The following is a 24,121-nucleotide window of genomic DNA, read 5'->3' as shown; positions in this document are numbered from 1 at the left end:
GATGTAATATGAAAAAATTAATTGGTTATTGTGCTGTTTTAACTATTCTAACTGGCTGTACATCTCAAAAAATGGAGTCAATTTACCAAACAGAAGGCGTTGAAATTACTAAAAATTCGTCAAACATCGATATATTAAATAAATATAGTACGTCACGACCAATTACTACGCTTCATTCATCTTTGTCATTATGTATTGCACAAGAACTGGATAACAGCCCCGTTGTGTTAAGCAGCGAAAATGCATTAGGCTCACAATGGTGGCCATATTGGAATAGACCTAACCAACAAACCATTACGGTTAATGGTGGCGATACAATTAAATTAGTTGAAGGTAATCATGTTGTTGCTAATGCTGTCGTTGACTACCAATATCATGCTAAATATTTTGTTAGCTATACTTTAACTGCAACACGTAACCAACATGATATTCGTTATTTATTTAGTAATATTAAACAAGCTCAACAATATACTGGTTCAGTCGCCAATGATGGATTTGAAAATGTAAAAACACTTGAAAGATCCCACCCTAACTTAGTTATTGAGTCACTCAATAAAGAAGTTGATAAAATCCAAGAATGCTTATTACGCCAATAGTTGAGCATAAAGCAATTTTAAGTAATACATATGTTTTAATCTATTTTTTTGATGCTACTATTTAGAAGGATGAAAAAAATTTGAATGACTAAAATGTTTATGATGTTTTAAAAAATTCAACAAAATTATGCTGCATTTTAATTTATACCATTCCATTTGCTTAATAACTTACATTAATTACAAAAATAGTTATATAACTTTCTTAATCTTCTGATTTCTGCATCTATAACTATACTAATTATATAGTTAAAACCCAATTAGTAGTATAAGAGGTATATTATGAGCATGATGCAGGAAATAAAAGAAAACAAATTTTATGTAGGTTCCTTACCTTTACCCATTTTCATTGTTTGTTCAATCATCGTTATTATCGCCGCTCAATTAGATATGCTTCCCAAAACCTTAATTGGTGGTTTTGCTGTTATTTTACCATTAGGCTGGTTTTTAGGGACAGTAGGACAAAATATTCCATTTTTTAAAAAATTTGGTGCTCCAGCAATATTATCACTCATCGTTCCTTCTTTGTTAGTTTATTATGGTGTTTTTGATGAAAATACGTTAACAGCAACCAAAATGCTAATGAAAGACTCTAATTTTCTACTCTTTTATATCGCTAGCTTAGTTTGCGGTAGTATTTTAGGTATGCATCGTGTCATTTTAATACAAGGTTTTATTCGGATGATGATTCCAATGTTTCTTGGTATGTGCTTAGCCGCATTGGTGGGCGTTTCGGTTGCTGTAGCTTTTGGTGATACTTGGGAGCATGCATTTTTCTATACTGTGTCACCGGTTATGGCTGGAGGCATTGGAGAAGGTGTTTTACAACTCTCTAATGCTTATAGCAACATCCTTAATCAAAATTATGATTCATTTGTTAGCGCATTAATTCCTGCAACTGTTGTGGGCAACTTTTTTGCCATTACCTTTACAGCTATTATGAGTCGAATTGGTGAAATTAAACCACACTTAAGTGGTCATGGACAATTAGTTCAAATTGAATTTGATGGTTTAGCTGATGCTTTAAAAGAAGATAAAACTCCATTAGATGCAAGGGCCATGAGTGGCGCAGTGATGATTTTAGCTACTTTATTTATTTTTGGTATGATTTTAGAAAAGATTACCCATTTTCCAGGGCCTGTACTTATGATTATTGCAACCGCCGTTGTTAAATATTTTCGTTTATTACCAGAAAGCGTAGAACGCGGTAGTCAGCAATGGTATAAATTTATCTCAGGTAATTTTACTTTTCCACTTATGGCTGGTCTAGGTTTATTGTATATTGACTTAGGTAGTGTTGTTAATGTGTTAACTATTCCTTACTTTATTACCATTATTTCGGTGGTATTTACTGTTTCGATGACAGGCTTTGTTTGTAGCTTTTTCTTAAAGATGTACCCGGTTGAAGCGTCTATTATATCTTCATGTCAAAGTGGTATGGGGGGAACTGGCGATGTTGCAATACTTTCCACAGCAAATCGAATGAACCTAATGCCTTTTGCACAGGTCGCAACACGATTAGGTGGTGCATTAATGGTTATTTGTACCACAGCATTATTACGTTATTTACATATGTAATAAGGAAAAAGCTTTCTACAATTTAGAGGGTAATATAACAACAATCAATGAGTTATAAATATAGCAGCATAAAACAGTAAATATAATATTTATAAATACAATATTTCATAAACATAATTTGAAGGTAACAATTATGACTACAGTTCAAGAAAAAGCATTAGCAATTAGCAAACAAATGCATGGAAAATTAGAAATTCATTCAAAGGTACCAGTAAATTCAATGGCCGATCTGAGTGTTGCGTATACGCCTGGCGTGGCAGCGGTGTGTACAGAAATATCGGAAAATCCTGAATCTGTATATGAATATACCAGTAAACGTAATTTAGTCGCTGTTATCACTGATGGTTCAGCAGTATTAGGACTTGGTAATATAGGCCCAGAGGCCGCCATCCCTGTAATGGAAGGAAAAGCAATATTATTTAAGCAATTTGCTAATGTAGATGCAATTCCACTATCGCTCAATACACAAGATCCTGATGAACTTGTTAGCCATATTGCTGCATTAGCCCCTTCGTTTGGAGGCATTAATCTTGAGGATATTAGCGCTCCAAGATGTTTTGAAATAGAAAAACGTTTGCAAGAAATACTAGATATTCCAGTATTTCATGACGACCAACATGGCACAGCAATTGTTGTTTTAGCCGCATTATACAATGCATTAAAAGTCGCAAATAAAAAAATTGAGTCAGCTAAAATTGTTGTCAACGGTGGTGGAGCTGCAGGTTTAGCTATCGCTGATATGTTATTAGCCGCAGGAGTAACCAATCTAAAAGTGGTTGATAAAATTGGTATTTTATCTGAAGATGATGAGTCATTACCACCGCATCACTTAGCTATGGCCAAAAGAACCAATCGCGAAAAGCAAAAAGGAACATTAGAAGATGCGCTCAAAGGTGCTGATGTATTTATTGGTGTTTCAGCACCAAAAGTATTAAATCCAAAATGGGTTAAAACTATGGCAGAAAAATCTATTATTTTTGCAATGGCCAATCCAATACCTGAAATCTTCCCAGAAGAAGCTAAAGCTGCTGGCGCTTATATTGTCGGTACAGGGCGTAGTGATTATCCAAACCAAATTAATAATGTCTTAGCATTCCCTGGAATTTTTAGAGGTGCGTTGGATGCTAGAGCTAAAAATATCACATTAGAGATGCAATTAGCTGCAGCCAAAGGATTAGCTAGTATTGTAACTGATGACAAATTATCAGTAGAATATATATTACCTAATGCTTTTGAACCCAATGTAGCTAAAGTTGTCGCTGAAAGCGTTAAAAATGCTGCCAAATAAGCATATTATTTGGCTAATTAGATTTTAATATAACCTGTTAATTCAATAATTGATTAGCAGGTTTTACCTTTAGTACATTAATATAAGTAAACAATAACTGTTTTCGAAAAGTGACTAAATGAGATATCTTTTTAATCGGTTAACACTTAAATTTAAGCTTATCAGTTTATTTTTTTTAGTTTTTACATTATCGTCCATAGCTGAAAATATTTATATTATTCATTTTGTTAATAATGAATATTTACAGACTTCTCGCCAACATGTTGAAAATATTGCTAATATTATTTCATCAACGGATAATATAATAAAGAATATACAATCCCCCTCTCCTCAGAGCTTATCTTTTATCCAACATGATACTGAACAAATACGAAAACTAACGCAGGTTGATTTTGTCGTTGTATTTAATATGCAAGGAGTGCGACTGTCACATCCTGATAAAAATAAAATTGGACAGCTTATTGTTGGTGGCGATGAAGGTAAAGTATTAAAAGGAGAATCTTATACATCAATAGCCGAAGGAACACTTGGCAATTCTATACGAGCATTTAGTCCTATTTTCAATAGCGATCATCAACAAATTGGCGCAGTACTAGTTGGACAAACACTAAAAAAGATCGATCATTTAGCATCAAGAACCAGTCAATCCATCTGGTTTTCATTATTGGCTTCGTTAAGTGTTTCTTCTATTTTAGCCCTATTATTATCACGCAATATTAAGAAAATTTTATATGGACTTGAGCCAAGCGAAATGGCCCAACTATTTGAAGAGCGCGATGCTATTATTAGAACCGTTAAAGAAGGCATTGTAGTAATTAATCGTGATGGTTCAATTACCCAGATTAATAATGAGGCAAAACGAATATTACGGATTACTAGTTGTAAATCCGATATTATAGGTACACAAATTGCAGATATTATTCCAAATACTCGTTTACACGAAGTCATGCAATCAGGCTTAGCCGAATATGATTGCGAACAAAACATTAATGGTGTTGTTATTTTAACAAATAGAGCTCCATTATTTGTCAATGGTGCATTAGTTGGTGCTATTGCCTCTTTTAGGGATATGACCGAAATACGACAATTAGCTGAAAACTTAACCGGTGTAAACCGTTATGCTGATGCATTGCGTTCTCAATCACACGAATTTAATAATAAATTACATGTTATTTATGGTTTAGCGTTTAATAATAACAAACAAGAATTAATTGATTATCTTGAAGAGATTATTGGTAACCAGCAAGCTGAATCAAAACTTGTCACTCAAGCAATTAAAGATCCAATCATTTCTGGTTTTCTAAATAGTAAATTTAGCCGAGCCCGAGAATTAGGTGTTTATTTAAATTTTAACATTAATGGTATATTATCACCGATTTCAGATACATCTGTCACTCATAGTTTAATTACCATTTTAGGTAATTTAATTGATAATAGTTTAGATGCCGTACAATTTTTAGAAGAAAAACAAATCAATGTTAATTTACAAATTAATAATGATACGTTTAACATTGAAATCAATGATAATGGCGAAGGTATTTCAGAAGAAGATACGCAACGTATATTTCAAAAAGGTTATTCAACTAAAGGCGATAATCGAGGTATTGGACTGTATTTGGTTCTAGCAAGTATCGATGAACTCAATGGGCATATTGAATTATGTGACTTAAGCAATAAAAAAGGAACGTGTTTTAAAGTATTATTGCCAATTAAAGAAATCTATAGGGAGAAAAAAATTCATGGTTGATGTTTTAATAGTTGAAGATGATCCTATGGTGACAGAATTAAATAAAAAATACCTACAAATGGTTCCTGGCTTTAATTTAATCGCCAATGTCAATAACGGTGAACAGGCACTGCATTTTATACACGATAATCATATTGATTTAATTTTGCTAGATGTATTTATGCCAAAACTCAATGGACTAGAGCTATTACAACATATTCGTATCAGTTATCCAAAAATTGATATTATTATGGTAACTGCGGCCTGTAAAACAAGTGAAATTCAAGCGGCTTTACGCTTAGGTGTCATTGATTATATTGTAAAACCTTTTACTTTTGAACGATTACGCATGGCATTAATTTCTTATAAAGAACGTATACGCTTATTATCATCATCCAAAATTTTAAATCAACATCAACTTGATGACCGAATTTTTGCAAAACCTGTTTGCCACAACAAAAGGTTACCAAAAGGTATTGATAATCAAACATTGCAAAATGTTCGAGAGGCGATTATTAAATATAATAATGAATTTTCAATGAGTGACATTGTAGAATTAATTTCGTTATCGAGAATATCTCTTAAAAAATACTTGGATTACCTAGAAGAGCTAGGTGAGCTTGAAAGCCATTTGGCCTATTTATCAATAGGTCGACCTGTTAAACGTTATATTTATCATAAGTAATAAATCCGTCTATACTCATCACATATAAGAAAATTAACTAATTAATTATTTGTAATAATACTATAAAACTAAGTAATTTATTTATCCATTGTAATTTCATCTAATGACAAGCTAAAACTAGGAAGAAAAACATCTAAAAAATAGTTCATTTCTGGACTATTACGTTCAGATAACGTCTTTTTTAAGCGTTGTTCTGCCAATTTAAATTCATTATTACCAGCACTCAATTCTTCAATCGTTTTAAGATAGGCACATAATGCATCAGCCTGTTTTACAATACTTTTTTCTGTTTCGTTATAAAAATCATCATCGATTAGTGTTCTAAAATCATCTTGAAGATCTTTTGGAAGCATATTAATGAGTTTATGTTGAGCTATTTTTTCAATTTTTTTATATTCAACAGTAATTTGTGGGTTGTAGTATTTTGTGGGTGTTGGTAAATCGCCAGTAATAACTTCTGAAACATCATGATACATTGCTAACAATGCAATTCGTTCTGGATTTACATCACCATTAAATTTTTTATTTTTAATTATAGCTAAAGCATGTGCAACAAAAGCTACTTGTAAGCTATGTTCTGATACATTTTCCGTTCTTATATTTCGCATTAGAGGCCAACGGTTAATAAGCTTTAATCGCGATAAATGAGCAAAAAAATGACTATTATTCATGTTATTATCTCTTTAATATAAAATAAAAACGCCCCCATTAAAAATAGGAGCGTCTATAATATATAGTAATATTTCTTACGACTTTACGCTAGAATAAGCTGCTTAGTACCCAACGCTAGCGGTACTGTTTGTTCTTCTGTAAATGTCACATATTCCCATGCACTTTGTTTAGCTAACAATGCCTGCAATAATTGGTTGTTTAGTGCATGACCTGATTTATAACAAACTACTTCGCCAATCATATTATGACCGCTCATATATAAATCACCAATAGTATCAAGCATTTTGTGACGTACAAACTCGTCATCAAAACGCAAACCATCTTCATTAAGCACTTTATAATCATCAACAACAATTGCGCAATCTAAACTACCACCTAAACATAAACCTTTGGATTGCAACGCTTCAATATCGCGCATAAAACCAAACGTTCTTGCCCGGCTAATTTGACGAATAAATGATTCAGATGAAAAATCTAATTGATAACGCTGCGAACTGCTATCAATAGCAGGATGATGGAAATCAATAGTAAAATCTAATCTAAAACCACTATAAGGCCTTACTTCAGCCCATTTATCGCCATTTTCAACTCGAACAGTCTCTTTTACACGTAAAAACCTTTTTAGTGCATTTTGTTCAGCAATGCCTGCATCAAGTAATAAATAAACAAAGGGACTAGCGCTACCATCCATTATTGGAATTTCAGGTGCATTAACTTCAATAATAATATTATCTATACCAAGTCCTGCTAAAGCAGAATTAATATGTTCGACTGTTGAGATACGAACATTATCTTCGTTTACTAAACAAGTACAAAGCATTGTATCGCGTACAGATTTTGCATCCACTGGAAAATCAACATATGGATTTAAATCAGTACGGCGGTAAATAATACCTGTATTCTCAGGCGCAGGACGTAATGTCAAACTAACTTTCTTGCCGGTATGTAAACCAACACCAGTTGCTTGAATAGTCTTTTTTAAGGTTCTTTGTTTCACTTTGCACCTACTTTTTTACTTGTTGTACTCTTTAACTTTGACAATAAAAAATCAAATAAGTTCAACTTTAATTTGCTTGCTTACGAATGAAAGCAGGAATATCTAAAATTCTGTTATCTTCAATAGATGAAGTTGTTGGTTCATTAACAACTTTAGCTAATTTATCTTCTTGTTGTCCTAACGTGTTATTTTGAGCAAATAAATCATTACGAGGCATCGGTTTAGACATTTTAACTTCTGAACGTTTATCCATACCAATACCCGTTGCAACCACAGTAACTCGAATTTCATCCGACATATCGGGATCAAAGGTTGTGCCAACAACAACAGTCGCATTATCAGAAGCAAATGCCCGAACTGTACTACCCACTGTTTCAAACTCTTCTAAGCCGAGATCTAATCCTGCTGTTACATTTACCAATACACCTCGAGCTCCAGATAAATCAATATCTTCAAGTAAAGGACTAGAAATTGCCATTTCAGCAGCTTCTTCCGCTCGATTATCACCACTAGCTCGACCAGAACCCATCATAGCATATCCCATTTCAGACATCACTGTTCTTACGTCAGCAAAGTCTACATTTATATGACCAGGTTTAGTAATAAGCTCGGCTATACCTTGCACAGCACCTTTTAAAACACCATTAGCCGCTGCAAAAGCATCAAGTAATTTAACTCCTCGACCTAATACTTTTAATAGTTTGTCATTCGGAATAGTTATCAGTGAATCAACATGTTTTGCTAATTCAGCAATACCTTGTTCAGCAAAAGCCATACGTTTTTTGCCTTCAAAGCCAAAAGGTTTAGTGACAACAGCAACAGTTAGGATACCTAACTCTTTTGCTATTTCTGCAACTACAGGGGCAGCTCCCGTTCCTGTACCTCCACCCATACCAGCGGCAATAAAGACCATATCCGCACCTTCAATAGCACTACGGATAACCTCACGATCTTCTTCAGCAGAGTTTCTACCGACTTCTGGATTAGCTCCTGCACCAAGTCCTTTAGTTACATTAGTACCGATTTGGATAGTTTGACCCACCTTAATTCTTTTTAATGCCTGCGCATCTGTATTTGCCGCAAAAAATTCGACACCTTCAATATGCTCGGCAATCATATGTTCGACGGCATTACCACCGCCACCACCGACACCAATAACTTTAATGACTGCTGCTGGTTCATCGTCTGCAACCATAGGCTCAAACATAACTTATCTCCAAATTTACGATCTTATGACATTGTACAGATAATCGTCTACAATGTCCATGAAGTTCTTGAAATATATTAGCTAAAATTCTTTTTTAAACCAACCGGTCAATCGTTTAGCTATCCCTTTTAATGATGATTTATTACTATCCTTTGAATCATCATTTAATAAACTTTGTTTTCCATAGTGTAATAACCCGATGGTTGTTGAACAATACGGTTTTTGTACATAATCAGTTAACCCTGATATATTTAATGGTTGCCCAATACGCACTTGATTTTGAAAAACTTTTTCAGCGCATTCTACCATTCCCTTTATTTGAGACGCTCCGCCTGTTAACACAATACCTGCGGCTAATTGATATTTGATATTCTGTTTTTTAAGCTCTTCTTGCAATGTAAGTAACTCTTTTTGTACTAGTGAAAGCAATTCTGAATAACGGGGTTCTATAACATCTGCAAGAGTTTGTCGCTGTAAAGAACGAGATGGCCTACCGCCAACGCTTGGAACATCAATGACTTCATCTTTACCAATTAATGAACCTACAGCACATCCATAACGAATTTTAATATTTTCAGCATCCATTGGTGGTGCACCAAAAGCATAGGCAATATCACTAGTAACAACATTGCCAGCATAAGGAATAACAACAGAATGACGTAAAGCACCATCAGTATAGACAGTTACATCCATTGTACCACCGCCTATATCAATCACACAAACACCTAATTCTTTTTCATCATCCGTTAAAACTGCATAGCTAGAGGCCAAACCAGAAAAAATAAGTTGATCAACTTTCAATCCACAACGTTCAACGGCTTTAACAATATTTCTAGCCATATCATTATGACAGGTAACCAAATGAACTTTGGCCTTCATTCTCACACCAGATAAACCAATAGGATTTTTGATGCCTTCTTGTAAATCAATAGAATATTCTTGTGCAATAACATGTAAAATACGATGCTCATCTAAAATTCGGACCGATTTTGCTGTGTGAACAACATTTTCAACATCTTCGGCTGTCACTTCCTCATCAGCTATTGGTACCATACCTATTTCATTTTGACAGCGAATATGTTTTCCAGAGAGACTTAAATATACTGAAGATATTTGACAATCAGCCATTAATTCTGCTTGTTCTACTGCTCGTTGGATGGATTTTACGACAGACTCTAGATCGTTTACTCCACCTTTATCAACTCCTTTTGATGGACAATGTCCTACACCAATAATGTTAACAATACCATCAGGAAGAATTTCACCAACAAGGGCAAGCACTTTGGATGTACCCACTTCTAGCCCAACGACCAATTTTTTTTCCGTTGCTTTCATACTTCAGCCTTAATTTATTCCTTACTGCACCATTTTTTCTCTTTGTACTGAAATACCATTTTCATAACGTAAATCAGCGACCATTATTCTTTCATTTTCTGGAATTCTTGATTGAATTTCTGGAAATAATTTAATAAATTGTTGATACCGTTGTTCAATATTTTCATTACCTAACAATAATTTTATTTCCTGATTTTCAAGGCAAAAACCAGATACACACTGTTCAACCATTAATTGCCATGCATTGCGTTCGTCGGTTATAGCTACTTTAATATGTAATGCTAACTGATTAGTTGCTAATTTCTTAGAAAGATTTTCTAATTTAGAATAAATTTCTAACGCTGATTTTGCTTTACCCTCAGGACCATATAGTCTTGGTAGTTGTAATTCTGCAATACGATCAAGTGGTACGCTAAAAACATTGCCATTTTCATCAAGTAAAAATAGATCATTCCAATAAAGTGCAGGTTTATATTCTTCGACATAAACAATTAACCTATCAGGCCATTGTTTACGTACACTTATTTGCTTAACCCATGGAAATCGCATTACTTCTTGTTGGATATCATTCACGTCTTGTCCAATGTAGGTATTAGGTAAGCCTAATCCTAAAATGGCTTCTCGAAGATCGTCCTCTGTTGTATAGGTATGATCACCACTTAACGTTAACTGTGATAACACCATTTGCTCAGGATCATTCATCCAATTTTTAAAGCTTTTAATTACCCAAATACTAATAAGAATAATCATAATAAAGAACAAAAAACCAATTAATTGCTCTGTATTACGAAAGATAAGCAGTCGCTTTTTATTTTTATCTTCTCGTCTATGCGCTGCTTGTCTAACTTGTTTCATAAAATAATGCCAATTATAAAGTTGCTAAATTTAAAATTTTGGCTACAAGTTCGTTAAACGACCAACCATATTGTTTTGCCGCCATTGGCACTAAACTATGATCTGTCATACCTGGAGCAGTATTTACTTCAAGTAAAAATGGTTTTTGTTTATCATTAAACATGATATCAACTCTTCCCCATCCACGACATCCGACTGCTTTATAAGCATCTAACGCTAATTTACGAATTTCTTTTTCTTTATCATCTGATAAACCACTTGGGCAAAAATACTGTGTAGTATCAGATAAATATTTGGCATCATAATCATAAAATTTGGTTGCAGGCTTAATATGAATTGATGGTAAAACATCATCACCAACAATTGCAACGGTAAATTCTGGACCAGCTAAGAATGACTCAACCATCACAACACTATCATATTTGAAAGCCATATTAATAGCTGATTCCAATTCAGATACTTCATTAACTCTAGTCATACCAACACTTGAACCTTCATGACTTGGCTTTACAAATAATGGTAAACCAAGTTGCTTAACAATAGCATCCGTATCAATTGGTTTTGATTTTTCTACCATAACATAATCAGCAACGGGCAAATTAAGCGATTTCCAAACCAATTTAGTTTTTAATTTATCCATTGTTAGTGCAGACGATAAAACATCACTACCTGTATAAGGAATATTTTGGTAAGTCAAAATTGCCTGAACAATGCCATCTTCCCCACCTCGTCCGTGCAAAATAATAAACGCTTTTGTATATCCATCTTCCTTCAAATTGGTAACAAGAAACTCCTTTGTATCAATTAGATGTGCATCAATACCATTTGCCAATAATCCTGCATGCACTGCTTTACCTGACTTAAGCGATACTTCTCTCTCTGCAGAAGTTCCACCGTACAATACAGCAACTTTATCAACCATTTTTATAGAACCTCTTTTGAAAATAATTGAATTTCGGCTAATTGGCGCGCTATACGACCAACACTACCTGCTCCTTGTGTAATTAACAAATCACCACCTTGTAATATTTCTTGCATGATTTCAGGCAACAAATCTAAATCAGAAACATAAATTGGATCAACTTTACCTCGATTACGTATTGAACGGCACAAAGATCGGCTGTCTGCTCCAGCGATAGGCTGTTCTCCAGCTGAATAAACCTCTAACATTATAAGCGCATCGACTTGAGAAAGTACTTGTGCAAAATCATCAAATAAATCACGAGTACGTGTGTATCGATGAGGTTGAAATAACATTACAAGTCGTCGTTCTGGCCAACCGTTTTTTGCAGCCTGAATAGTTGCATTAACCTCACTAGGGTGATGACCATAATCATCAACCATCATAATATCACCACCATCAACATGAGGAAAAACACCCAATAAATCAAAACGCCGACTAGTACCCGCAAATTTAGCTAATGCATTTATAATTGATTCATCATCAATACCTTCTTCGGTTGCAGCAATAATTGCAGCTACCGAGTTTAAAGCATTATGTTTACCTGGTGCATTTAGCGCAATCTGTAAATCTTTATAACTTGGACGACAAACCGTGTAATAACTTACACCCCGTTCTTGACGATAATTTTTGATAACAACGTCTGCTTCTTCATTAAACCCATAAGTAATTATTTTACGTCCAACAATCGGTAATAATTCGCGATTAATAGGATCGTCGTAACACATAATAGCTAACCCATAGAATGGAAGGTTACGTAAAAAGGAGATAAATGTTTGTTTAAGATTATCAACACTACCTTGATAAGTATCCATATGGTCTGGTTCAATATTTGTGATAATGGAGACCATTGGTTGCAAATGAAGAAACGATGCATCGCTTTCATCTGCTTCAGCAATAAAATAGCGGCTGCTACCCAATTGAGCATGAGTTCCAGCAGCCTTAACTAAACCACCATTAACAAATGTTGGGTCAAGGTTTGCTTCTGCATAGATAGCAGTAACCATTGCAGTAGTAGTGGTTTTACCATGTGTACCAGCAATAGCAATTCCATAACGAAAACGCATTAATTCAGCCAACATTTCAGCTCGTTGAATTACCGGTATACGCTCCTCACGTGCAGCTATCACTTCTATATTATCTTGCGAAATTGCAGATGAAATAACAACAACACTTGAATTAATTACATTTTCGGCAACATGACCAATAACAATTTTTGCCCCTAACGTTTCTAGATGTTGAGTCACAGTATTTTCAGCAATATCTGAACCGCTAATTTCATATCCTTCATTAGCTAAAACTTCCGCGATACCACCCATACCAGCACCACCAATACCCACAAAATGGATATGTTTGACTCGTTTCATTTCAGGAATAATTGCTCTTAATTTCGCTAATTCCTTTGTATTCACTATTGAACTCCTAATCATTCTTTATTGTGTAGTGTGCTGAATCACAGTATAATTAAATATTTGTATTTTAATTATTTTGTCCAAAACCATCCATCATCTCAAACGTACAATTACTCTGATTTTTTTGACAAAAATTATTACATAAATTCATGTTAAAAAATAACTATTTTACCACTGAGTTAAGGGTTTCCGCTACTCTCTCTGTCGAATTCACAATAGATAAACTTTTAGCTTTAATTGCCATTTCAGTTAACTTATCACGGTTCAAATTTAATAATAGTTTTAATAATGACTCAGCGTTAAAATTGGGTTGATCTATAATATCTGCAGCACCTATATCCGACAATGATTTTGCATTCCAAAACTGCTGACGATCTTTATGCATAAAAGGTACAAAAATAGCACCAATACCAACAACCTCAATTTCACTAACAGTTAATGCTCCACTGCGACAAATCACAATATCAGCCCAATTATATGCTTCTGCAATATCAGATATAAACTCAGTCACTTTATTATTGGTCATATCACAGCTTTGGTAAGAATCGATTACCGAATCTAACATTCCTTTACCTGTTTGATGCCATACTACATATTTATTCGATAATTTGGTTATAACTTGAGGTACAATATCATTAATAATTTTAGCCCCTTGACTGCCACCCATAACCAATACTCTAATTGGCCCATTACGATTCTTGAATCTTTCCTCTGGTTTTTCAACAGTTAAAAGGTCACTACGTACAGGATTACCAACTACTGCAGCTTTAGGAAAAGCTGTAGGGAATGCTTGCAAAACTTTAGTTGCAATTTTAGCTAACCACTTGTTGGTTAAACCTGCTATACCATTTTGTTCATGCACTACAATTGGTATACCAAGTGTTTTTGCCGCAATGCCTCCAGGACCAGAAACATACCCCCCCATACCAAGAACGACATCAGGACGATAAGTTTTCAATATTTTTCTAGCTTGTAAGACTGCTTTTATAATTTTATAGGGTGCTTTTAATAATGCCATAACACCTTTTCCTCGTAGCCCTGATATTTCAATAAAATCGATCTCAATACCATTTTTAGGAACTAACTGCGCTTCCATTCGGTCTGCGGTACCTAACCATCTGACTTGCCAACCTTGCTTTATTAAATAATGTGCAACAGTAATACCAGGAAAGACGTGCCCACCTGTTCCACCTGCCATAACTAATAACTTTTTCATTATTTTATTAACCTTATTCTTGCTTGTGCTTGTTGTTGTCTAAATTCAAAATCTATTCTAAGTAATATTGCAACTGCAATACTCATCACAATAAGGCTTGAACCACCATAACTAATAAAGGGTAATGTTAATCCTTTGGTTGGTAACATACCAGATGTAACACCAACGTTAACAAATGTTTGAAAACCAAACCATATACCAATTTCACAAGCTAAATAACCTGAAAACAATGAGCCTTCATTCAAGGCCCGATAACCAATTGCTAACGCTTTAAATGTCAAAAAGAAAAGTAATGACAATAAAGCAACTACACCTATATATCCATATTCTTCAGAAATAATTGAAAAAATAAAATCGGTATGACATTCAGGTAGGTAACCTAATTTTAGAATAGAGTTACCCATACCTTGCCCGGTAATACCACCACTACCAATTGCCATTAAAGATGCAACTAATTGATAACCTGAACCCGTTGCATCTTGCCAAGGGTCAAGAAAAGTCAATAATCGAGTTAAACGGTACGCTTCATATAAAATCAAACAAATAACAGCACCAACACCAGTTAGTAAAATAGCGATAAATTGCCACAATTGAGCACCAGCAATAAATAAGATGCCAATAGTTACCATAAATAAGACGATAACAGTACCTAAATCAGGTTGTTTAAGTAACAAAACGGAAAGTACAGCCATAACAACCATTGGTTTAAAAAATCCCCAAAAGCCATTTTTTACTTCTTCAAATTTACGTGATAAATAACCAGCTAAAAATAAAAATAAAGCTAATTTTGAAAGCTCTGCAGGCTGGAAATTAAATACTCCGAGAGGTATCCAACGAGATGCACCATTAATCGAAGAACCTATACCAAGTACAACAATTAACATAATAATAGCAATAATTAGTAATATTGAGCTAAATTGCTGCCAACGTTGCATTGGAATATACAGTGTAATAAACATTAAAAATAACGATAGTCCTAATTGAATAAGCTCTCGTTGAGTATAAAAAAAAGGATTGCTTTCATTAAATGACATTGAAGATGATGTCACCATTATTAAACCAAAAATCATTAAACCAAGCACAGTCCAAAGTAATTGGTTATCAAAAGGTATATGCGGATTAACTTGTTTTCTTAACCAAAAAAATGTCATTTTTTACCTCTTTGAACATATTTTTTGGCTAATTTTGCAAATTGATTTCCTCGTTCAATATAATTTTTAAATTGATCTAAACTTGCACAAGCTGGGGATAGCAAAACCACATCATTTGATACCACCTTTTGAGCAATAATTTGTATTGATTCAGCCATTGTTTCAGTTATTGTTGTTATATTAGGAGCTAATTTACCAAGCAAATAACGATCTCGCCCAAAACAAAAAACCTCAAGGTTGTTACTTTGTAAGTAAGGTAATAGAGGAGAAAAATCAGCTGATTTACCATCACCACCTAATAGTAAGTATAGTTTACCGTGGCAAATAATACTTTTCAGTGCAGCTTCAGTACTACCTACATTGGTCGCTTTAGAATCATTAATCCACTTTACATCATTTTTCTCAAAAACCAACTCAAAACGATGAGGCAAGCCTTTAAATGAAGCAATTGTTGTTAAACTTGATTGTCGTGAAACATTTAATTTATCAGCAATCGCTAAAGCCGCTAATGCATTAAGATAGTTGTGGCATCCAATTAGTTTTATCATTTTAGTATCTAACACACTTTGTCCTTGTGCAATGAGGTGTTCATAGTGAACGCCTAAATGATAATCACCTTTATTCACACCAAATGAAACACAGTTGAGTTGTTTATCAGTTGGAATAGTTAATTTATCATCACTGTTAATTACACAATATTTAGCATTATGATAAATACGTTGTTTAGCCTCGACATATTGCATTAAACCAAGAGGATATCGATCCATATGATCTTCTGAAATATTTAAAATTGTTGCAACAGTAGCTTGTAAACTATATGTTGTTTCTAGCTGAAAACTTGATAGTTCAAGAACATATATATCGTAATCTTGGTTTAATAGAGATAATGCTGGTTGCCCAATATTACCGCCAACGCAAACTTTGACACCTGATGCTTTAATAATATCACCTACCAATGTCGTCACCGTTGTTTTACCATTAGCTCCTGTGATCGCAACAATTTTTTTATTTGGTTGTAAATTAACTTCACGACAAAAAAGTTCTATATCACCAATAATTTCAATACCTTTTTCAGCTGCTTTTTTCAATTCTGGAGTTGATAATGCGACACCTGGACTAGTGATAATTAAATCAGCTTTTAACAACCAATCAATATTTAAACCGCCTAAATGATAATTAACACGATTATCTAATTGCTCTAATCCTTGTGGCTTTAAACGAGTATCAATTACCTTTGGGATAACGTTTTGGTCAAGAAAATAATCAACACAAGAAAGACCTGTAATACCTAATCCAATAATTACAATATTTTTGCCCTGATAGTTAACCATGATTCAATCCTGATCTATTTTAAATTATCGTAATTTCAAGGTTAATAACCCAATTAAAACCAACATTAATGAAATAATCCAAAAACGTACAATAACTCGAGGCTCCGGCCAACCTTTTAGTTCATAATGATGATGAATTGGTGCCATTTTGAATATTCTTTTGCCTCTTAATTTATATGATCCTACTTGTAAAATTACTGATAAAGTTTCGATAACAAAAATTCCACCCATAATTAGTAATAAAAATTCTTGTCTTAATAAAACAGCAATAATTCCAAACACACCACCCAAAGCTAATGAGCCGACATCTCCCATAAAAACCATAGCAGGATAGGTGTTAAACCATAAAAAACCAAGGCCAGCACCAATAATTGCGGTACAGGCAATCATTAATTCGCCACTAAATTTGATATAAGGAATATGTAAGTAAGCAGCAAAATTAACATTACCTGTTGCCCAAGATACAAGGGCAAAACCAGCAGCAACAAAAACAGTTGGCATAATGGCAAGCCCATCAAGCCCATCAGTTAAATTAACGGCATTCCCAGCCCCAACAATCACAATATAACTAAGTAGAATAAATAATAATCCTAATTGAGGCATAACATCTTTAAAAAATGGTAAAACGAGCATTGTTACTGTACTATCTTTTCCGTAAACATAAAGACCAAAAGCAACAATTAACGCAATAACCGATTGCCAAAAATACTTCCATTTTGCAATAAGGCCGGCACTATTTTTACGGATTACCTTTAAATAATCATCAATAAAGCCAATAATGCCATAACCAATTAAAACAAATAAGGTTACCCAAACATAAGGATTGCGAAGATCTGCCCATAAAAGTACCGATAATACAATAGATGCTAAAATAAGCACCCCTCCCATAGTAGGCGTTCCTTTTTTACTTAAATGTGATTCAGGTCCATCATGGCGAATAACTTGCCCAATTTGCAATCTTTGTAACCTATCAATAACTTTCTGACCAAAAAATAAAGAAATCGCTAAAGAAGTTAATAACCCCAAAATCGCTCTTACTGTTAAATAAGAGATAACATTAAAAAAGGTAAAATGTTTCACTAAATATTCTGATATCCACACCAACATAATTTTAATCCTAACGCTTTATTGCTTAATTTGAATTTTTTCGATGATTTCTTCCATTTTGGCACTACGAGACCCCTTAATTAACATAGTTAAAATTGGGTATTGACGTAATAACGTTAACAGAAAATTCACTGCATCTTGCTTATTATTAAAATGGTGACCCTCACAGCTATACTGGCTAATAAATCTGCTTAATTTCCCTATACTTACTACACAATCAATCTTTTCATTACGGGCAAGTTCACCTATTTGTCGATGATATTTTTCAGATTCAGGACCTAGTTCCCCTATATCACCAACTACCAAAATTCGATAGCCAGGTTGTTTTGCCAACACTTTTACTGCTGCTGACATTGAGCCAACATTGGCATTATAAGAATCATCCCAAATTAATTGAGTTTGATTTAACCTTATTGGGAATAACCGACCTTTTACAGGTTTTAAAGAGGCTAAACCTTGTTGTATCTGATTAAGTGTTGCACCAACAGAAAGCGCTAAAGCTGATGCCGCGATAGCATTTGAAACATTATGTAATCCAATTAGAGGTAATATAATTGAGCATTCGCCATTCGGCGTATGTAATGTAAAGGTTGTACTTTCAGCATATTGAATGTTACTTGCATAAAAATCAGCCGAAAAATTAGATAACGAAAATGTCCAAACGGTTTTATTTGCTAACTGAGCAAACCATTTATTTGAGCAACTATCCAAATTAATGATAGCAATACCATCTTTAGATAAACCTTCAAAAATCTCACCTTTAGCCGCCGCCACACCGTCAAGTGAACCAAACCCTTCAATATGTGCCTCAGCAATATTATTAATTAAAGCACTGTGTGGTTTGACAATATTTGTAGTATAGGTAATTTCACCGATATGATTTGCTCCTAATTCTATTACAGCAAACTGATCTTGCGTGGTTAATCTTAATATCGTCAATGGCACGCCAATATCATTATTAAAATTACCCTGCGTATAAAGAGTTTGTCCACAATTTTGCAAAATTGCGGCAGTCATTTCTTTAACTGATGTTTTACCGGATGATCCTGTAAGTGCAACAATTTTAACCATACTTTGCTGGCGTACAAAATTAGCAATTTGACCTAAAGCTAGTCGAGTATCTTTAACGACAATCTGAGGTATTGTTTTATCAAGTTTACGATCTACAATCACAGCTATAGCGCCATCTCTAATGGATTGTTCAGCAAAAGCATGTCCATCAAAATTATTACCAACAAGTGCAACAAATAAAGATTGTTTATCAATTGTTCTGGAATCGGTACAAATAGAGTCAATAATACAATTTTCGTCTTGAATATGATAAGAATCACCATTCACTACTTCTTTTATTTGTTTAATTTTTACTGGAATCATAATCGATTCTCTACTCCTAAAAGTTGTTTCACTGTTTCTTGGTCTGAGTAGTGATATTTGGTTTTACCTATTATTTGATAATCTTCATGTCCTTTACCTGCAATTAAAATCACATCATTTGGTCCTGCTTGCTTTAACGTTTGTTCAATAGCTTGCACTCTATCGGTAATTACTTGTACACTATTAGTATGATGTAAACCTTGCTGAATGTCGTGAATAATTTTCATTTCATCTTCGGTTCGAGGATTATCATTGGTTAGTACAATTTTATCAGAAAATTGTTCTGCGATTTCTGCCATTAATGGTCTTTTCCCTGTATCCCTATCACCACCACAACCAAAAATTACCCATAATGTTCCTCGACAATGAATTCGGCTTGCCTGTAACGCTTTTTGTAATGCATCGGGGGTATGAGCATAATCAACAATGACTGTAGGGCCATTATTTTCATGCAATACTTCCATTCGTCCACAAATTGGTTTAAGAAAACAAGCCATATTTACAACAGCAAAAAAAGAATAATCAAGCGTTAAAAGTGTTGCAATAGATAGCAATAAATTAGAAACATTAAATTCACCTAATAATTGACTATTGATAATAGCATTACCCCAACTTGAATCCATATGAATTTGAGCTCCTTTATCATGATATTCGATCATCGACACGCCAACATAAGGCCTGTTTAAAGACTTCAACTGACGTAATGATTTAGGCTGACATGATACCGCCGTTACCTCTGGAAGTTTATCAATCCATCGTTTACCATATTTATCATCATAATTAACAATTGATTTACCCGAACTTAAAACTTGTTTCTCTTTTTTATCGGAACTAAATAACGACCATTTTGTTTTTGCATATTTACCCATAGTCTTATGGAAATCAAGATGATCACGACTTAAATTAGTAAATAGAGTTGCAGAACAATTTAGCCCCTTAACACGCCCCATCGCAAGCCCATGCGAAGAAATTTCCATCGCTACAACATTAACCTGTTTTTTTACAAAATCAGCTAATAAGGATTGTATATCTATTGCTGATGCCGTGGTATTAATAGATGATTCAAGTTTGTTATAAATTCCATTACCAATGGTACCTAAAATAGCCGTTTTGTTATTGAGTAATGTTGTACACTGAGCAATAAGTTGGGTCACGGTTGTTTTACCATTGGTTCCTGTTACCCCAATTACCGATAATTTTTTTGATGGAGAATCATAAAAATCATTAGCAAGTAATGATAAACGCTGTGAAAGTTGAAATACACTAATTTTTGGAACCACTGATTTATTATCTTGCTCAAGATACTCAATATTTAAGTTATTTGATTTTCGATTTGTTTCAGTTATAACAACAACCGCACCTGCAGAAATGGCTTGAGGAATAAATGCTCGTCCATCAACAGTATGCCCCTTGATAGCAACAAACACATCACCTTTTTCCACTTTGCGACTATCAATACGTAAATGATTAAGCGGAAAATCGTCTAATTCTAGATAACGATTTCCACCTAATAATTCAAATAATGTCTTAAATGTACTTATAGCTATCATTCTCTACCTATTAATAAATAATCATTTGACCATCAACTTGACGATCGGGTTTTACATTCATCGTTCTTAATACTCCCCCCATAATACGGCTAAAGACTGGTGCAGAAACAGCACCACCGTAATATTGGCCAGCCTTAGGGTTATCAATAACAACTACAAGGGAATATTTAGGTGCTGTAGCAGGAGCTATACCCGCAGTATAAGCCAAGTATTGGTTAACATAGCGCCCTCCAGATAACTTTTTAGCTGTTCCTGTTTTTACACCTACACTATAGCCAGGAACGGATGCTTTAGTACCACCGCCAGTCACAGCTACAGCTTCCATTAATTGAACAACTTTTTTAGCAATATTTTCTTGTACAACTCGCTCACCTTTGACTGGTTCAGTTACTTTCAAAATTGAAACGGGTCGGTAAATACCATAACTTCCAATGGTTGCATATGCTCTTGCTAATTGTAATGGAGTGACACTTAATCCATACCCAAAAGCAAAAGTTGCTCGTTCAATATCAGCCCATTTTCTAGTTCTATCTGCAGCAATTGAACCACTTACTTCACCACCAAGACCAAGCCCTGTAGATTGTCCTAATCCAAAGCGGCTATAATACTCAACTAGTTCACCAGGTTGCATTTGTAAGGCCAATTTGCTGACGCCTACATTACTTGATTTTTCTAAAATGCCAGCTAAATTCAATGATTTTTGATACGACACATCTTTAATTTCATAACGATTAACTAAAAATGGTCTAGTATCAACAATTGTATTTAAATCTGCAATTTTTTTCTCCAAAGCAGCCATCACGACTAATGGTTTCACTGTAGAACCCGGTTCAAATGCATCTGTTACAGCACGATTCCGTAGTAAGCTATAATCAATCGATGAGCGATTGTTGGGATTATAAGATGGATTGGTTGCCATCGCTAAAATTTCACCGGTATGCACATCAATTAAAACTGCAGTACCACTATCCGCTTTATTAAATTCAACTGCTTGACTCAATTCACTATAAACTAAAGATTGTAAACGCTCATCAATACTCAATGTTAAATCTGATGCGGCCTCACTATCTGTACGTTCTAATTCTTCAATAACACGCCCAACGCGATCTCGTCTAACTGTTCTTTGTCCTGACTCACCAATTAACCATTTATTAAAACTTTTTTCGATACCTTCAGAACCTTTTTCTGTTCCATTTTCGTCAATATCGGTTAAACCAACTAATTGTGCTATATTTTCTGCTGCTGGATAATAGCGTTTAGATATCTTTGCAAATGAGATTCCAGGTAATTTCAATTTTTTTAAATAGTCTGATATTGTCGGAGTTACTTGTTTAGACAAGTAAACAAATCGCATTGAAGGATTACTCAATTTTTGCTCTAATGTCGACATTGATATATTCAGTGTTTTAGATAATCCTTGCCACCGAATATCATCTGCTTTAACGCCTCCTTTTTGCAAAACAATTTTAGGATCTGCCCAAACATCAAACATTGGCACACTTACAGCTAATGCACGACCATTACGATCGGTGATCATTGCTCTTGGAGCTTCCATTTCTTGGTGACGAATCGAGCGTTTGTTTCCTTCATCAATAAGTTTATCGGGTTCAATAATTTGCAACAATGCCATTCGAACTATAAGACAAATAATAGCAAAAATAATAAAACCATATACAATGTAAAAGCGACTGGGCGTAAAAACCTGCTTCCTACCATTTATATTTTTAATTCTATTTTTTCTATGTTTAGAGACAGGTTTCATTGTTTACTCTTTATCACAATAACTGTTTCATTTTGTGGTGTCACATAAGACATACCTAATTGAACTTTTGCTTTATCTTCAACACGTTTGGGATCAGCAAGTACGTTTTCTTCAATAACAAGATTTCGCCATTCGCTTTCTAAAACATCTTGTTCTAATAAAAGTTGCTCACGCTCAAATAACTGTTTTCTAACCTGTTGGGTTGTTATTAATACCGCACCAGCAGAAATAACAATCATTACAAGTAATAACAATGAAAGTTTTTGATGACCAAACAAATCACTAATAATTAAACCCACTAAACTTTTGCTTGGCCTTTTTTGTATATTTTTATCACTATAAATTTTTTCTTGTAAAGTATCATTGTTTTGATTACTGTCCATTTTTTCTTTCTGCTACCCTTAATATTGCGCTTCGAGAACGCGGGTTATTTTTAATTTCAATAGCACTTGGTTTAATCTTACCAAGGGATTTTAATTTAGAATCACCATATTGTTTAATTTGCTGTTGTGTCAAAGGTAATCGATTCGGTAAATCAGGACCTTTACTTTGCTGACTAATAAATTGTTTTACAATTCTATCTTCTAAAGAATGAAAACTAATAACCGCTAATCTTCCTTGATTTGCAAGCACTGATAAACTACTATTTAATGCTTGCTCAACTTCTTCCAATTCACTATTAATATAAATACGAATAGCCTGAAAACTACGTGTAGCTGGATGCTTATTTTTATCTTTTCTTGGCGTTGCTTTTTCAATTAAATTAGCTAACTCCAATGTACGAGTGATCGGTAAAACTTTATTTTGTTCTACAATTGCCCGAGCAATACGCTTAGCAAATTTCTCTTCACCGAATGTTTTTAACACCCATGTAATATTTTCTTCATCACTATTCAACAACCATTCACTTGCCGTTAAACCTTTATGGTTATTCATGCGCATATCAAGTGGTCCATCACGCATAAAAGAAAATCCTCGTTCAGGATCATCAATTTGCGGAGATGAAACTCCCAAATCTAGCAAAATACCATCAATTTTTCCCAATAGCGCTAGGTTATTAATATATTGATATAGATTTGAAAACTCACCCCGAATAAAAGTAAATCGAGGATCCTCTATTTGTAAAGCGACCTGCTCAGCATGTTCATCACGATCAATGGAAATTAATCGACCTTGTACACCAAGTTGTTCAAGTATTAAACGAGAATGACCTCCTCGTCCAAAAGTGCCATCAACATAAATGCCATCTTTTTTTATATTTAATGCGTTTACTGCTTCGTTTAACAAAACTGTTTTATGTTGATAATCCATCAATCTTTTA

21 protein-coding genes are annotated in these 24,121 nt (G+C 34.2%); 5 read left to right on the top strand and 16 right to left on the bottom strand.

Going from position 1 to position 24,121, the window contains the following annotated elements; all coding sequences use genetic code 11:
- Positions 1 to 8: 8 nt before the first annotated feature.
- From GQ594_RS01065 to GQ594_RS01045, 5 genes are all read left to right on the top strand, one after another.
- The gene (locus GQ594_RS01065; protein ID WP_160411080.1) at positions 9 to 596 is read left to right on the top strand and encodes a hypothetical protein; all 588 of its coding nucleotides are present in this window, start codon (positions 9 to 11) and stop codon (positions 594 to 596) included.
- Between the two features lie 279 nt (positions 597 to 875).
- Positions 876 to 2,171: a 2-hydroxycarboxylate transporter family protein gene (locus GQ594_RS01060; RefSeq protein WP_160400622.1), complete on the top strand. Its 1,296-nt coding sequence runs from the start codon at positions 876 to 878 to the stop codon at positions 2,169 to 2,171.
- A gap of 133 nt (positions 2,172 to 2,304) precedes the next feature.
- Positions 2,305 to 3,459, top strand: coding sequence for an NAD(P)-dependent malic enzyme (locus GQ594_RS01055; protein WP_160411079.1), 1,155 nt, complete (start codon positions 2,305 to 2,307; stop codon positions 3,457 to 3,459).
- 118 nt (positions 3,460 to 3,577) lie between these two features.
- Entirely contained in the window at positions 3,578 to 5,206 is a 1,629-nt protein-coding gene (gene dcuS, locus GQ594_RS01050; RefSeq protein ID WP_160411078.1) for a DcuS/MalK family sensor histidine kinase, read from the top strand.
- Complete coding sequence (locus GQ594_RS01045; RefSeq protein WP_160400619.1) at positions 5,199 to 5,870, top strand: response regulator; 672 nt, start codon at positions 5,199 to 5,201, stop codon at positions 5,868 to 5,870. Before dcuS ends, GQ594_RS01045 begins: the two co-directional genes overlap by 8 nt.
- A gap of 77 nt (positions 5,871 to 5,947) precedes the next feature.
- Here the strand turns inward: GQ594_RS01045 and yfbR are convergent, their stop codons facing one another.
- The 16 genes from yfbR to rsmH form a co-directional block, all read right to left on the bottom strand.
- Positions 5,948 to 6,541 carry a 5'-deoxynucleotidase gene (yfbR, locus tag GQ594_RS01040; RefSeq protein WP_160400618.1) on the bottom strand — a complete coding sequence of 198 codons (594 nt, stop codon included), beginning with the start codon at positions 6,539 to 6,541 and terminating at the stop codon, positions 5,948 to 5,950.
- 83 nt (positions 6,542 to 6,624) lie between these two features.
- Positions 6,625 to 7,539, bottom strand: coding sequence for a UDP-3-O-acyl-N-acetylglucosamine deacetylase (gene lpxC / locus GQ594_RS01035; RefSeq protein WP_160400617.1), 915 nt, complete (start codon positions 7,537 to 7,539; stop codon positions 6,625 to 6,627).
- Positions 7,540 to 7,606: 67 nt separating this feature from the next.
- Entirely contained in the window at positions 7,607 to 8,734 is a 1,128-nt protein-coding gene (ftsZ, locus tag GQ594_RS01030) for a cell division protein FtsZ (RefSeq protein WP_370516485.1), read from the bottom strand.
- Between the two features lie 93 nt (positions 8,735 to 8,827).
- Complete coding sequence (ftsA, locus tag GQ594_RS01025; protein WP_160400615.1) at positions 8,828 to 10,081, bottom strand: cell division protein FtsA; 1,254 nt, start codon at positions 10,079 to 10,081, stop codon at positions 8,828 to 8,830.
- A 21-nt stretch (positions 10,082 to 10,102) separates the two neighbouring features.
- Positions 10,103 to 10,936, bottom strand: coding sequence for an FtsQ-type POTRA domain-containing protein (locus GQ594_RS01020; RefSeq protein WP_160400614.1), 834 nt, complete (start codon positions 10,934 to 10,936; stop codon positions 10,103 to 10,105).
- Between the two features lie 13 nt (positions 10,937 to 10,949).
- Entirely contained in the window at positions 10,950 to 11,858 is a 909-nt protein-coding gene (locus tag GQ594_RS01015) for a D-alanine--D-alanine ligase (RefSeq protein WP_160411077.1), read from the bottom strand.
- 2 nt (positions 11,859 to 11,860) lie between these two features.
- Positions 11,861 to 13,309, bottom strand: coding sequence for a UDP-N-acetylmuramate--L-alanine ligase (gene murC, locus GQ594_RS01010; RefSeq protein WP_160411076.1), 1,449 nt, complete (start codon positions 13,307 to 13,309; stop codon positions 11,861 to 11,863).
- Positions 13,310 to 13,472: 163 nt separating this feature from the next.
- A complete protein-coding gene (gene murG / locus GQ594_RS01005) occupies positions 13,473 to 14,525 on the bottom strand; it encodes an undecaprenyldiphospho-muramoylpentapeptide beta-N-acetylglucosaminyltransferase (protein ID WP_160411075.1) in 1,053 nt (350 codons plus the stop codon).
- On the bottom strand, positions 14,525 to 15,676 hold the full coding sequence (ftsW, locus tag GQ594_RS01000) for a cell division protein FtsW (protein ID WP_160400610.1): 1,152 nt from the start codon (positions 15,674 to 15,676) through the stop codon (positions 14,525 to 14,527). Before ftsW ends, murG begins: the two co-directional genes overlap by 1 nt.
- On the bottom strand, positions 15,673 to 17,007 hold the full coding sequence (murD, locus tag GQ594_RS00995; protein ID WP_160411074.1) for a UDP-N-acetylmuramoyl-L-alanine--D-glutamate ligase: 1,335 nt from the start codon (positions 17,005 to 17,007) through the stop codon (positions 15,673 to 15,675). The genes ftsW and murD overlap by 4 nt, the downstream gene beginning before the upstream one ends.
- Positions 17,008 to 17,031: 24 nt before the next feature.
- Positions 17,032 to 18,114 carry a phospho-N-acetylmuramoyl-pentapeptide-transferase gene (gene mraY / locus GQ594_RS00990; protein ID WP_160411073.1) on the bottom strand — a complete coding sequence of 361 codons (1,083 nt, stop codon included), beginning with the start codon at positions 18,112 to 18,114 and terminating at the stop codon, positions 17,032 to 17,034.
- An 18-nt stretch (positions 18,115 to 18,132) separates the two neighbouring features.
- Positions 18,133 to 19,488 carry a UDP-N-acetylmuramoyl-tripeptide--D-alanyl-D-alanine ligase gene (gene murF / locus GQ594_RS00985; protein ID WP_160411072.1) on the bottom strand — a complete coding sequence of 452 codons (1,356 nt, stop codon included), beginning with the start codon at positions 19,486 to 19,488 and terminating at the stop codon, positions 18,133 to 18,135.
- A complete protein-coding gene (gene murE, locus GQ594_RS00980; protein ID WP_160411071.1) occupies positions 19,485 to 21,038 on the bottom strand; it encodes a UDP-N-acetylmuramoyl-L-alanyl-D-glutamate--2,6-diaminopimelate ligase in 1,554 nt (517 codons plus the stop codon). The genes murF and murE overlap by 4 nt, the downstream gene beginning before the upstream one ends.
- 10 nt (positions 21,039 to 21,048) lie before the next feature.
- Positions 21,049 to 22,800 (bottom strand): peptidoglycan glycosyltransferase FtsI, encoded by a 1,752-nt coding sequence (gene ftsI, locus GQ594_RS00975; protein WP_160411070.1) that lies wholly within the window; start codon positions 22,798 to 22,800, stop codon positions 21,049 to 21,051.
- Entirely contained in the window at positions 22,797 to 23,183 is a 387-nt protein-coding gene (ftsL, locus tag GQ594_RS00970; protein ID WP_160400604.1) for a cell division protein FtsL, read from the bottom strand. Before ftsL ends, ftsI begins: the two co-directional genes overlap by 4 nt.
- A complete protein-coding gene (gene rsmH / locus GQ594_RS00965) occupies positions 23,173 to 24,111 on the bottom strand; it encodes a 16S rRNA (cytosine(1402)-N(4))-methyltransferase RsmH (protein ID WP_160411069.1) in 939 nt (312 codons plus the stop codon). The genes ftsL and rsmH overlap by 11 nt, the downstream gene beginning before the upstream one ends.
- Between the last annotated feature and the right edge of the window lie 10 nt (positions 24,112 to 24,121).

Origin of the sequence: Gilliamella sp. Pra-s52, from assembly GCF_009795805.1 — a bacterium.
Classification (GTDB): Bacteria; Pseudomonadota; Gammaproteobacteria; order Enterobacterales; family Orbaceae; genus Gilliamella.
The sequence above is the reverse complement of the archived record's forward strand: the minus strand, read 5'-3'. Positions and strand labels throughout refer to the sequence as shown.